The following is a 12,469-nucleotide window of genomic DNA, read 5'->3' as shown; positions in this document are numbered from 1 at the left end:
TCTCTCCCTCCAGCTTTAAATGATATAGATAGCACCAAACTTGCACTTTTCCATACACGTGCCGCACCGGAGGCATTTTTCCAGGTCTATCCGGTGGGGCTTCTTTTTCTCTCCGGAAATAGCTTTTGCCGGACATACCAGGGCGCAGCGCCCGCAGCCGTTGCATTTTTCTTCGTCTATGGCGTACACCATCAAGGCGCGGCAAACCCCGGCGGGACACTTCTTGTGGTATATATGGGCTTCATACTCGTCGCGGAAGTGGCGGATGGTGCTGAGCACGGGATTGGGAGCGGTCTGTCCGAGGCCGCACAGGGCGGAAGACTTGATGCCGTGCCCCAGCTCTTCCAGAAGCTCGATATCCCCATCCCGGCCCTCACCCCGGGTTATCCGCTCCACAATCTCCAGCATGCGCTTGGTGCCAATGCGGCAGGGAGAACACTTGCCGCAGGACTCGTCCTGGACAAACTCGAGGAAGAACCGGGCCAGGTCCACCATACAGGTATCCTCATCCATGATAATTAAACCGCCGGAGCCCATGATGGCTCCCAGCTGGGTCAGCGACTCGTAATCCACCGGCACGTCCAGGTATCGGGCCGGGATGCAGCCGCCGGAGGGGCCTCCCGTCTGCGCGGCCTTGAATTGCTTGCCTCCCGGGATGCCACCGCCAATATCAAAGATAATTTCCCTCAAGGTGGTACCCATGGGCACCTCAACCAGACCGGTGTTGTTTACTTTACCGGCCAGGGCGAAGACCTTCGTTCCCTTGCTCTTCTCCGTGCCGATGGAGGCAAACCATTCGGGCCCCTTCAGGATAATGGGCGGAATGTTGGCCCATGTTTCCACGTTGTTGATCACCGTGGGCTTTCCCCAAAGGCCTTCCTGGGCAGGAAAGGGAGGTCTGGGCCTTGGTTCACCGCGGCGGCCTTCAATGGAAGCCAGCAGGGCCGTTTCCTCGCCGCAGACAAAGGCGCCGGCTCCCACCCGGATTTCCACGTCGAAACTAAAGCCCGTGCCAAAGATGTTTTCTCCCAGCAGGCCGTATTCCCGGGCCTTTTCGATGGCCAGGCTCAATCTTTGCACCGCCAGGGGGTATTCGGCCCGGACATAAACGTAGCCCTGGTTTGCTCCTATGGCGTAGCCGCAGATGGCCATGGCTTCCAGCACGCTATGGGGATCCCCTTCGAGAATACTTCTATCCATAAAGGCGCCCGGATCGCCCTCGTCGGCGTTACAGACCACGTACTTGGGCTTCCCCGGCGCTTTGGCTGAAAACTCCCACTTCAAGCCGGTCGGAAATCCTGCGCCGCCCCGCCCCCGTAAACCGGATTTTTTGATGCACTCGATGACTTCTTCCGGGGTCATGCTGGTAAGCACTTTGCCCAAAGCCCGGTACCCGTCGCGGGCAATGTATTCTTCCACCGATTCAGGGTTGATGATTCCCGTGTTGCGCAGGGCAATGCGGGTCTGCTTTTTAAAGAAATCTATCTGATCGGAGGTCACCGCCGTCTTGCCGTCTTCGGGCGTCTTGTACAGCAGGCGCTCCACCACCCGCCCCTTTAACAAATGTTCTTCGGCGATTTCCACTGCATCCGCGGGTTTTAACTGGCGGTAAAACACTCCCTCGGGATAAACCACAATTACCGGGCCCAGGTCGCAGGGACCCATACAGCCGGTTTCAACCACCTTCACTTCGCGCTTTAAACCCAGCCTGTCTATGCTCTCTTCCAGGGCAGATTTTACTGCCTGGCACCCCGAGGAAATACACCCGGCCCCGGCACAGACCAGAACATGAGCCCTGTAAAGTTCCATACCGACCCCCCCTACTTACTTAATAGTCCACTCTTTAATTATCTGGCCGTTGACCAGGTGGGAAACCACAATTTCCCGCGCTTTTTTCTCATCCACGTGTCCGTAGGTAACCTTATCCCGGCCGGGCCTTTCCACTTCCACCAGCGGCTCGCAATGGCACAGGCCGGCACACCCGGTCTGGGTTACCGTTACACCCTTCAGTCCCCTCTTGCTGATTTCCTCCAGGATGGCAGTGAGCACCTCCCGGGCCCCCGAGGCAATCCCGCAGGTACCCATGGTTACCACCACTTTAACGTCCTCCCTGCCCTCCCGCAGGCGCATCTCTTCCTGCAGCTTCTCCCTGAGCTTATCCAGCTCGGCGAGCGATTTCATACCCACCACCTCCGCTAAGTATGCTTAAACTTTCGGTAAGATACTGGCGCAGCCAGATAAGTACCTCCGGTGTATCCAGAGATATCCCTTTGAGGCGGGACCTGATTTCCCTGGTATCCAGCTCAAAGCTCTGACCGTTGAAAATGTGACGGTAGCACAGGTCCAGATGGCCATTGCCCACCAGCAGGCTAACGATGGTCCGGGGCATATCCCCCAGGGGGGGACGGTCCCAGCAATAATAAGGAAATGTAGCTACAACCGTTGTTCCGAGGCCAACGTCACTCTTTATTTCCAGGTCGCCGCCGCACCGCTCCACCGCCGCCTGTAAAAAAGGCAACCCAAGACCCACTTTTTTACCGCTTTTGGTGGTAAAAAACGGGTTGGTCAACTGGCGCAGCACGTATGGGGGCATCCCGGAACCGTTATCAATTACGGAAAAACGCAATACGTCGCTGGCCGGATCCTCTTCTACGGTAATCTCCACACGGGTAGCCCCGGCCTCCAGGGAATTTCTGGCGATATCCAGAATGTGGTGAGCCAGTTCTTCCATCATGGGAATCCCTCCCATCACTTATTGCCGGTAAGCCGCCAGGATACCGGACAGGCGCTCCGGTTGAACCCGGGCGTGAACGTCTTCATCCACAGTGATCACCGGTCCCAGGCCGCAGGCCCCAAGGCAGCGCACTACTTCCAGGGAAAACTGGCCGTCTTCGGTGGTCTCCCCGGGCTTGAGGCCCAGTTCTTCTTTGATGCGATCCAGGAGCTGCCCCGCCCCCCGCACGTAGCAGGCCGTACCCTTACACACGCTGATCTGGTGCTTGCCCTTGGGATGAATGGTAAAGAAGGAGTAGAAAGATACCACGCCGTAGACCTGACTTAAGGGTACGTTGAGAGCTTCGGCTACCCTCTGCAGTACCTTTTTGGGCAGGTAACCGTAAATCCCCTGCGCCTGGTGCAGCACTTGAATTAACGCCGAGGGCTGCCCGCGATATTGCTCAAGCAGCGCATCCATTCTACTGTTCAATTCCCCGCTACACTTGCAAGCAACGGACATCACAACAACCTCCTTGCTCATGGTCTATCTATGCTGGTAGCGGACCCCAAAAGGATACATCACCTCCCTTCATGATCTGGTCTTCAATCTATCGGAACGGGTGCACCCATCCTCGTTCATTTTTGTGGTTCAGCGGTACTATTTTCCCCCGGGTTGATCAAACCGGCCCTGGTGAGCAGGTAATAAAACCTGCCGGCGGCATGAAAACTATCAAGGGGTGTGGAGAAGAGGGGCACACCTTCCTTCTCGGCCAGGGCCACGGTATCCGGCGGGGGAACCCGGCCTCCGGAAATAACAACCCCGCTTAAACCCACCAGGGAAGCCACGGCAATTACATTCCGGTGGCGCTGGATGGTAATCCACAGGCTCCCCCGGCGGGCACGGGCCAGCACGTCGCTCATCATATCACCACAGTAGGCGCCGTATACCGGGGGCAGGGCCAGGGCATTGTGGTGATGGGCTGTCAGTTCCAGTTCAGCAATTATTTCCCGCCAGTCAATCAGTTTCACCACCCCCGTCCCTTGCCTGTTTCCAATCCCGCCCCATGGCCGGCGGCTGTTTCTGGGCCAGTTCGACCATCTCTTCCGCCAGTTGCTGCAGCCGTTCCCGCAGTTCAAAGATACAATAGCTGCGGCGGGCATACCCCTGCACTATATCTTCAGCCAGGGCGCGGCAGCTGGGGGAACCGCAGGATCCGCAATCCAGCCCGGGGAGTTCGGCGCAAATTCGCTCCGCTTCTTCCAGCCGGGCCAGGGCCACCTGGGGGTCTTTGGCCAGGGTTAAGGCCGGGCGGGCCGGAATGGGTGTTTTCAGGCGATAGTAGTCGAAATCCCGGGGAAAGTCCCATGGTTCCCCGGCAGGGTACAATTTGACCAGATTACCCATGCGCACGCGTGCCACGAAGGGATTTTGCGGCACAAGGGGGCCGCCAATGCAGCCTCCCGTGCAGGCCTGGGCCTCCAGGTAATCGATGTCCGTAAGGCCTCCCCTTTCTATTTCTTCCAGAACGCTAATCACGCTGTGGATACCGTCAACGGCCAGCAGCGACCCGGCTTTAATGGCCTCGTTTTCTCCCCCTGCCCGGCCCCAACCAATGCCCACTCCCGAAGCCCGGGGAGCCACCGGGTATGGTGCGGGCATTTCCAGGCGTTTGAGCAGAGCACCATAAACCACGGCCATGGAGATGGCCCCATCGACACTGGATCTACCTTCGGACGGTTGTTTTACTTCCGTCACTTTGGCGGGACAGGGGGTAATGAAAAAGGTGCCAATCTCGTCCGGTTCAAGCCCGGTCTTCCGGCAGGACTGCTCCCGGGCCATACGCCCGGCTATTTCCATGGGAGATTCTATGGGAATGATGTGTTCCAGCAGGCTGGGAAAGCGCACCTGGATTAACCTGACTACCGCAGGACAGGCTGATGAGATCAACGGCCGGGGCCTGTCAACACATACTTCCATATAATGCCTGATTGCCCACGAAACCGCTTCAGCCGCCAGGGCTACTTCAAAAACATCATGAAAGCCCAGGGCTAGCAGGGCACTTAATACCCGGGAGGGGGTAACTTCGGGTTTAAATTGACCGTAAAAGGAAGGAGCAGGGAGGGCAACGGTATATTTAAAATCTTTTAGTTTTTCCAGGCAATCGGTTATGGCCAGCTTGGCCTGGTTGGGGCAGATGCGAATACACTCGCCGCAGTCAATACAGCGCTCCTCGATAATGCGGGCTCTACCCTTGCGAACCCGGATGGCTTCCGTAGGGCAGTGTTTGATGCAGTTGGTGCACCCTTTGCATTTTTCTTCGTCGAGACGCACCGAATGGAAATATTGCTGCATTTTTAATCACCACTTCTACATATTTGTCGCATACCCCGGCAGCGGTCGTCTCCCGTCGTTCCGTTTAGCTCTTAGCTAGCTACTGTCGCATAACTATCGGGGCGCGGTCGTTCCCCCGTCGCTCCGTGCTGCGGGCCGGACGAAACATCGGCTTGCCTCGGAGCGAACCTGGCAGCGCTGCATATGCGCCGGAAGTCTACTTTCCTCATGAATAGTTATAGCTTAAGCAGCTCAATCATTATATCGATACTGCTACCAGCGCGATTCGCGCTGCCGGTTCGCTAACCTCGGCTGCGCCGTGTTTCGTATCCAGCCCTCCGCAATGTCGCTCCTTATGGGACGACCGCCGCCCATCTAGTTTCTGGTTTTGTGACAGTATCAACTAATTGTTGAAAACTGCCGCCCACAGTCTGGTGCCTTTATTTACTTCCGACTGGATATCCAGTTCATCGGCGCTTTTTTTGATGTTGGGCAGGCCCATGCCTGCTCCGAAACCCATCTCCCGGATGTGGGGCGGAGCGGTGGAATATCCTTCCTGCATGGCCAGGGGAATATCGGGAATACCCGGACCTTCATCTTCGGCGATGATTTCCACTTTGTGGGGAGTGATATTGGCCGTCAGGGTGCCATGATAGGCATGGATGACGATGTTCATCTCCGCCTCGTAGGCAATGATGATGGCCTTGCGAATGGTCGCGGGATCCATACCGGCCAGCTGTAAGGCTTTTTTGATCTTTGTTGCGGCCTGGCCTGCCCGGCCAAAATCCATCCCCTTCACCTGAAACTTCAGTTGCAAGGCACCTTACCCCCGTTTCAGGAACTCCGCAGTCCCGCCTGGTAGAGGATGCCGCAACTTTCAAACAGGAATAGATCGGTCGCCAGCAAGGGAAGGCCCTTTTCCCGCGCCAGCTTGATTACGTCTTCACCGGGCCTCTTACCCCGCACAAAAACGATGGCCCGCGCCTCCACCATTTCCGCAAGACGGATGATCTGCACATTGGTAAGCCCGGTGAGCAGAAGGCAACCCGGCCTGGCAAAACACAAAGAATCGCTGATCAGGTCACAGCCAAAGCCGCAGGTGACCTCTATGTCAAGCAGGTCGGCACCGCAGAGCACATCGGCATGGAGCATCTCTTTAATGACATGTAACTTGATTGTCGTTCACCTGCCATAAAAAGCTTTTTTGATCATTCGCCCTATACAATAATATTACGTTATCGTTAGTCATCAAAATTGTTTATTACAACAGAATAATACTTTTTTTCAAAAAAGCAATACAAGTTTGCTAAATGGTCATTTGAAGGGAATAAGCGGTCATATAAAACGGCTTAACGGCAGTATCGCCGCTTTTTAACAAAAATCTCTTTTTATCACCTCCCAACGTATTCCACAAAAAATCCCCCTTTGCTACCAAAGACATTTTCAATGATCAGGGTAACAAAGGGGGAAAGAGCATATTAATATAAAACTAAAAGTACAGGTCCCGCTGTCCTTTTTCGATCATTTCCAAACGGGCTGCGGTTTCCTCGCGCACGGCGGAATTTTCGATCAACTCCAGGTGCTTCTGGATGGTCTCCTCACCCACCTGCCGGGTCCGGGGCGATGCATAGTCCAGGAGAAATTCCTTGAAGGTGAGAATGGCGTTGGGCTGGCAGACGTTCTGGATCTGGCCGGTTTTAGCTAAAGACATAAACCGGTCACCGGTACGCCCCTTGCGGTAACAGGCCGTACAGAAGCTGGGTATGTACCCGGATAAACAAATGCTGCGCAGCACTTCGTCGGGGCTCCGGTGATCCTCCACCTGGAACTGGGAAGTATCTCCCTCTTCCCGGTGCTCGCCCGTCAAAGCCCTGTGGTAGCCTCCCACGCCCGTACACGAACCGGCACTGATCTGGGAAATGCCCACCGAGATCAATTCATCCCGGAACCCGGGCCGTTCCCGGGTGGAGAGAATCATGCCGGTGTAAGGTACGGCCAGGCGCAAAATGGCGATGATTTTTTTGAAGTCCCGGTCGGAAACCAGGTAAGGGAAGTTTTCCAGATTGATATTTAAGGCCGGGCGCAGCCGGGGAACCGAGATGGTGTGGGGACCTACGCCAAAGCGCTCTTCCAGATGCAAAGCATGGAAGAGCAGGCCCAGCACTTCAAACCTATAGTCATATAAACCAAATAAAACGCCCAGGCCCACGTCATCAATTCCAGCCTCCATAGCCCGGTCCATGGCCGTGGTGTGCCAGTCGTAATCCCGCTTGGGGCCGGAGGGGTGCATGGCCCGGTAGGTATCGCGGTGGTAAGTTTCCTGGAATAAAATATAAGTGCCGATGCCAACCTTTTTTAAAAGCCGGTATTCATCCACCGTAGTGGCGGCGATATTCACGTTCACCCGCCGGATGCTGCCGTTCTTGTCCTTAACGGAGTAGATGGTCTCGATGGCTTCCAGCACGTAATCGATAGGGCAGTTGACGGGGTCCTCCCCCGTTTCCAGGGCCAGCCGCTTGTGTCCCATGGCTTCCAGGGCAATCACTTCATCCCGTATTTCCTCCATGGTCAGGCGGCGCCGCACCAGTTCTTTGTTGTCCCGGCGGTAACCACAGTACCGGCAGTTGTTGATGCAGTAGTTGCTGATATAAAGGGGGGCAAAGAGAACCAGCCTTTTGCCGTAGATCTTTTCTTTAACCCGGTGCGCGGTGGCATACATGAGGTCCAGGGTACCCCGGTCCTCTACATGGAGCAAAACGGCCACTTCAAAGGGGGAGAGCCCCCTGGCCTCTTCCGCCCGGGCGATGATCTCCCGGGCCGTGGCAGGAGTTGCCCGGCGGCCTTCTTCCAGCAGACCGTTAATTTGCTCTTCGTTGATAAAGGTAGCCGGTTCACACTTCACTGTTCCATCCCTCCTTGAATTTTTGGAGAATGCCCCGGTCCGCTCCCCACCCGCCGGTTTAAGGAAAAGATCAGGTTCTTCAACGAAACCAGTGTCGTTTCCATTTCCTCGTGCAGTCCCGCCTTCCCGGGATAGATCTGGTAATAGTAGCGGTAAGGCGGCGGGGTTGTATCGGGCATAATCACGTTGGCACCAAAACACAGGCCCAAACGGCGCCCCGCGGGGTGGATGGTACCCAGGGCGGTGGTGGCGGGCAAATGGGTCCGGGGAAGGAGCAACCTGGACACGGCCAGCACCTTCAGGGTGAGTTCCAGCTCTCCGGGAGGCTCTTTTGCCAGGGGTGTTTGCGGGTGGGGTATGAAGGGGCCAATGCCCGCCATCTCTACGTCCAATTCCCGCAGGAGCAGGATGTCGGCGGCCAGGGTTTCCAAACTCTGGCCAGGCAGGCCGACGATGTTTCCCGACCCCACCTGGTAGCCCAGCTCCTGCAACCACTTCAGGCGCAGCAGCCGGTCCTGCAAGGTGGTACCCGGCCGCAGCCGGGCAAAAAGGGCGGCGCCGGCAGTTTCGTGCTTCAAGAGGTAGCGGTCGGCCCCCGCTTCCCGCCACAGGCGGTAATCCTCAAAGGAACGCTCGCCGACGGAAAGGGTTACCGCTCCCACCCCCACCTCTTCCTTTAAACGCCTGATGATATCCGCCAGAACCGGGGCCGTATAATGGGGATCTTCCCCCGATTGCAGAACAATGGTCGGAAGACCCAGCCCGGCTGCCTTACGGGCAGCGGCCAGGATTTCCCCGGGGGTTAAACGATAGCGCCGCAGCTGCCGGTTGTCCCGGCGCAGGCCGCAGTAAAGGCAGTTCCGGCGGCAGTAGTTGGAAAACTCAATGATGCCCCGTAAATGCACCTCATCTCCCAGGTACTTTGCTCTCACGGCATCGGCCGCCCGGCTGAGGGCATCAACCTCTTCGCCCCTGGCCTGGAGGAGAATAAGGATTTCCTGGTGCTCAAGGCTATGGGCTTCTCTGGCTTTGGCCAGCGCTTCCATGAACTCGTGCCGCATAGGATCACCTGTGTTCGCGATACCTGCTCAACAGGGCCAGCTCGTCTTCAAATTCCACCTGTTCCTCTTCAAGAATGGCTAAAGCCTGGGGGAAGGGGGATAATGCCCGCTTTAAAACCCCGTGAATGTGGGCCATGAGCACGCCGTAATTGACAACTGGCACCCCGGCTTCCTGGGCCTGCATGATCCGGTAGAGCATTTCCCTGCGGTTGAGCATACAGGCCCCGCAGTGCACGATCAGCTTGTAATCCCGGAGATTTTCAGGCAGGGTGCTCCCGCCGCTGGCCACGTCAAATACCAGTTCCCCTCCCACCGCCTGCCGGAGCCAGCGGGGGATCTTCACCCGGCCGATATCATCCTGGATGGGGTGATGGGTACAGGCCTCGGCAATGAGGATTTTGTCCCCGGGCTTTAAATCCTTGACGGCTCTGGCCCCGGCCACCAGGGTGGGCAGGTCTCCTTTATAGCGGGCAAACAGGATGGAAAAGGAGGTAAAAAGCACATCCGGCGGTGTGTCGGCCACAGCTTTGAGATAGGCCGAGGCATCGGTAACCACCAGCTTCGGCTTCACGGCCATGCTGGCCAGGGCGTGCTTCAGCTCCCGCTCCTTGACCATCACTGCCACGGCGTCGTTTTCCAGCACGTCCCGGATTACCTGCTGCTGCGGGAGGATGAGCCTCCCCCTGGGAGCAGCCTTGTCAATGGGGATGACCAGCATGACCAGGTCCCCCGGTTCAATCAGGTCCCCCACAATGGTGGGAAGGGCCCAGTCCCTGGGGGCAGCCTTTACGACAGCCATTTTCAGCTCATTGATGCCCCGGCGGGTCAAAGCGCTGACCGCCACAAAGGGCACATCCAGTTCCTGCTGCCACGGGCGGTTAACCGCTTCGGGGTAGAGGTCGATTTTGTTGATTACTCCCAGCACCGGCACTTTTTGTTCCCGGGCCCGGTTCACCACATCCCGTTCATATTCCCCAATTCCCCGCCCGGGATCCACCACCAAAAGGGCCAGGTCGGTTTTGTTGAGCACCTCCAGGGTCTTCTGCACCCGCAGGGCGCCCAGTTCCCCGGTATCGTCCAGCCCCGCCGTGTCGATAATCATCACCGGCCCCAGGGGGAGGAGCTCCATGGCCTTGGCCACGGGATCGGTGGTTGTGCCGGGGATGCCGGAAACGATGGCCACTTCCTGGTTGGTTATGGCGTTAATTAAGCTGGATTTGCCTGCATTGCGCCGGCCGAAAAGGGCAATGTGCAGCCGCTGCCCCCGGGGGGTGGCATTCAGGCTCATGGCTTAATCACCTTCCCTGGTTAAAAAACGTTTTAAATGCCGCACGCCGGCCACACCCGGTGTGGTCAGCTCTTCCGGTTTAAGGATTGCTTCGATTTCCTCCCTGGTGAACAACCCCTCCTCCACCAGCAGTTCCGTCACCGGCCGACCGCTTCGGACCGCCCGCAGAACCACGGCGGTAGCCTTCTCGTAGCCCAGGTAAGGGACAAAAGCGGTGATCACTCCCTGGCTGGCTTCCAGCAGCTGCCGGCAGCGGGCCTCATCAGCTTGAATGCCCCGGACGCATTTTTCCGCCAGCAACCTGGCCGCCCCGGTCATCATTTCCAGGGAGTGGAGCAAATTGTGGGCAATCAGGGGGAGGAAGGCATTCAACTCCAGCTGCCCGGAAGCCGCGGCCATGTTAACAGCCGCATCGCCGGCCATCACCTGGTAGGCCACCTGGGTGACCATTTCGGGGATCACGGGGTTGACCTTGCCGGGCATGATCGATGAACCGGCCTGCACCTCAGGCAGCCTGATTTCCCCCAATCCCGCCCGGGGGCCGGAAGATAACAGGCGCAGATCCCCGGCGATCTTGGCCAGGTTGACGGCGGCGGTCTTTACAAAGCCGGAGACCTCCGCGAAAATATCGGCATTTTGCGTGGCTTCCACGGTGTTTTCCGCCCGGGCCAGGCCAAAACCGGTCAGCTCCCGCAGGATCTCCACCACCCGGAAGATATAACGCCGGCTGGCGTTGAGTCCCGTCCCCACGGCTGTCCCACCCAGGTTAACCTGCCGCAGGCGTTCCTCTGCCTTGTACAAACGCCACCAGTCCCGGGCTACCGCCTCAGCGTAGGCGCTGAACTCCTGGCCCAGGGTAACGGGCACTGCATCCTGCAGCTGGGTGCGGCCGATCTTGAGTATGGTGGCAAACTCCTTTTCCCTGGCCTGCAGGGCCCCCTGCAGAACGGCCATGGCCTGGCTCAACTCCCGCACCAGTTTGATGGCCGCCACCCGCAGGGCCGTAGGGTAAACGTCATTGGTGGACTGGCCCAGGTTAACGTGATCCAGCGGATGGACCAGTGAGTAATCTCCCTTTGTCCCCCCCAGGATTTCAATGGCCCGGTTGGCAATGACCTCGTTGACATTCATGTTGGTGGAAGTGCCCGCCCCGCCCTGAAAGGCGTCGACTACAATTTGATCATGCCACTGCCCCCGGGCCAGTTCTTCCGCCGCCTGCACTATGGCCCCGGCAATGCGGGGTTCCAGCAAACCAATCTCCCTGTTGGCCATGGCCGCGGCTTTTTTGACCAGGGCCAGGGCCCAGATGAGCTCCCGGTGAACGGGAACCCCGGACACGGCAAAATTTTCTTTGGCCCTTAAAGTATGGATGCCGTAGTAGGCCTCCCGGGGGATTTCCCTTTCACCCAGCAGATCTTTTTCTACCCGGTAGGACACCTCAACCCAACACCCTTTTTGATATTGTCGCATAACTACCCGGCGCGGCGGTCGTCCCCCGTCGCTCCGTGCTACGGGCCGGACGAAACATCGGCTTGCCTCGGAGCGAACCTGGCAGCGCTGCATATGCGCCGGAAGTCTTATTTTTTCATGAGATAATTACAGCTTAAGTAGCTCAATCATTCTATCGATACTGGTACCAGCGCGATTCGCGCTGCCGGTTCGCTAACCTCGGCAGCGCCGTGTGTCGTATCCGGCCCTCCGCAATGTCGCTCCTTAAGGGACGACCGCCGCCCGTTTTGTTTCTGATTTTGCGACAGTATATTTTTTAAATGTGTTACTTGCGGGACACCAGGGCGCTTTTTACCTGCACACCCCTGATACTGCCCAGTTTTCCAGTCATAGCCCCAATTTCGTCGGTGGTGCCGTCAACAATTAGAGCTATGACCGAAAGGTTCTTCTCACGGTAAGGTATGCCCATGCGCCCCACAATAATCTCCGCATATTCCCCCAGGATGCTGTTGATCTTTCCCGCGGCATGCTGGCGGTCTTCGACCAGGATGCCGACGACACCAATGCGCCTTTCCACAACCTCACCTCCCAACGCCGCAACTTAAACGCACCCCGCAATTCGTTCACAAATGAGCGCACCATGCCCTTTTTAGAAGATGCTATTAATGTAAACAAAAAAGCCTGCCTTTCTCCCACGAAAAGCAGGCTGCTGCCCGGTTTCT

At 57.3% G+C, this 12,469-nt stretch carries 13 protein-coding genes; all 13 read right to left on the bottom strand.

Annotated elements, in window-relative coordinates; translation table 11 throughout:
- Positions 1 to 15: 15 nt before the first annotated feature.
- Positions 16 to 1,809, bottom strand: a complete 1,794-nt coding sequence (nuoF, locus tag D7024_RS05830) for an NADH-quinone oxidoreductase subunit NuoF (RefSeq protein ID WP_121450948.1) — start codon at positions 1,807 to 1,809, stop codon at positions 16 to 18.
- A 15-nt stretch (positions 1,810 to 1,824) separates the two neighbouring features.
- Positions 1,825 to 2,181, bottom strand: coding sequence for a (2Fe-2S) ferredoxin domain-containing protein (locus D7024_RS05825; RefSeq protein WP_013823359.1), 357 nt, complete (start codon positions 2,179 to 2,181; stop codon positions 1,825 to 1,827).
- The gene (locus D7024_RS05820) at positions 2,156 to 2,734 is read right to left on the bottom strand and encodes an ATP-binding protein (protein ID WP_243113709.1); all 579 of its coding nucleotides are present in this window, start codon (positions 2,732 to 2,734) and stop codon (positions 2,156 to 2,158) included. The genes D7024_RS05825 and D7024_RS05820 overlap by 26 nt, the downstream gene beginning before the upstream one ends.
- Positions 2,735 to 2,752: 18 nt before the next feature.
- Positions 2,753 to 3,235: an NADH-quinone oxidoreductase subunit NuoE gene (gene nuoE, locus D7024_RS05815; RefSeq protein ID WP_121450947.1), complete on the bottom strand. Its 483-nt coding sequence runs from the start codon at positions 3,233 to 3,235 to the stop codon at positions 2,753 to 2,755.
- 116 nt (positions 3,236 to 3,351) lie between these two features.
- Complete coding sequence (locus D7024_RS05810) at positions 3,352 to 3,744, bottom strand: DRTGG domain-containing protein (RefSeq protein ID WP_243113708.1); 393 nt, start codon at positions 3,742 to 3,744, stop codon at positions 3,352 to 3,354.
- Positions 3,731 to 5,068, bottom strand: a complete 1,338-nt coding sequence (locus tag D7024_RS05805) for a [Fe-Fe] hydrogenase large subunit C-terminal domain-containing protein (protein ID WP_121450945.1) — start codon at positions 5,066 to 5,068, stop codon at positions 3,731 to 3,733. The genes D7024_RS05810 and D7024_RS05805 overlap by 14 nt, the downstream gene beginning before the upstream one ends.
- 382 nt (positions 5,069 to 5,450) lie before the next feature.
- Positions 5,451 to 5,864 carry an ATP-binding protein gene (locus D7024_RS05800; protein WP_121450944.1) on the bottom strand — a complete coding sequence of 138 codons (414 nt, stop codon included), beginning with the start codon at positions 5,862 to 5,864 and terminating at the stop codon, positions 5,451 to 5,453.
- Positions 5,865 to 5,881: 17 nt separating this feature from the next.
- Positions 5,882 to 6,199 carry a DRTGG domain-containing protein gene (locus D7024_RS05795; RefSeq protein ID WP_207666895.1) on the bottom strand — a complete coding sequence of 106 codons (318 nt, stop codon included), beginning with the start codon at positions 6,197 to 6,199 and terminating at the stop codon, positions 5,882 to 5,884.
- Positions 6,200 to 6,536: 337 nt separating this feature from the next.
- Positions 6,537 to 7,949: a [FeFe] hydrogenase H-cluster radical SAM maturase HydG gene (gene hydG / locus D7024_RS05790; RefSeq protein ID WP_121450942.1), complete on the bottom strand. Its 1,413-nt coding sequence runs from the start codon at positions 7,947 to 7,949 to the stop codon at positions 6,537 to 6,539.
- A complete protein-coding gene (gene hydE / locus D7024_RS05785) occupies positions 7,946 to 9,010 on the bottom strand; it encodes a [FeFe] hydrogenase H-cluster radical SAM maturase HydE (RefSeq protein ID WP_121450941.1) in 1,065 nt (354 codons plus the stop codon). The genes hydG and hydE overlap by 4 nt, the downstream gene beginning before the upstream one ends.
- Positions 9,011 to 9,014: 4 nt before the next feature.
- Complete coding sequence (hydF, locus tag D7024_RS05780) at positions 9,015 to 10,298, bottom strand: [FeFe] hydrogenase H-cluster maturation GTPase HydF (RefSeq protein ID WP_121450940.1); 1,284 nt, start codon at positions 10,296 to 10,298, stop codon at positions 9,015 to 9,017.
- Between the two features lie 3 nt (positions 10,299 to 10,301).
- Positions 10,302 to 11,735 carry an aspartate ammonia-lyase gene (locus D7024_RS05775; protein WP_435374055.1) on the bottom strand — a complete coding sequence of 478 codons (1,434 nt, stop codon included), beginning with the start codon at positions 11,733 to 11,735 and terminating at the stop codon, positions 10,302 to 10,304.
- Positions 11,736 to 12,072: 337 nt separating this feature from the next.
- Positions 12,073 to 12,324: a TM1266 family iron-only hydrogenase system putative regulator gene (locus tag D7024_RS05770; RefSeq protein ID WP_121450938.1), complete on the bottom strand. Its 252-nt coding sequence runs from the start codon at positions 12,322 to 12,324 to the stop codon at positions 12,073 to 12,075.
- Between the last annotated feature and the right edge of the window lie 145 nt (positions 12,325 to 12,469).

It is taken from the genome of Desulfofundulus salinus (genome assembly GCF_003627965.1).
GTDB lineage: Bacteria > Bacillota > Desulfotomaculia > Desulfotomaculales > Desulfovirgulaceae > Desulfofundulus > Desulfofundulus salinus.
The sequence above is the reverse complement of the archived record's forward strand: the minus strand, read 5'-3'. Positions and strand labels throughout refer to the sequence as shown.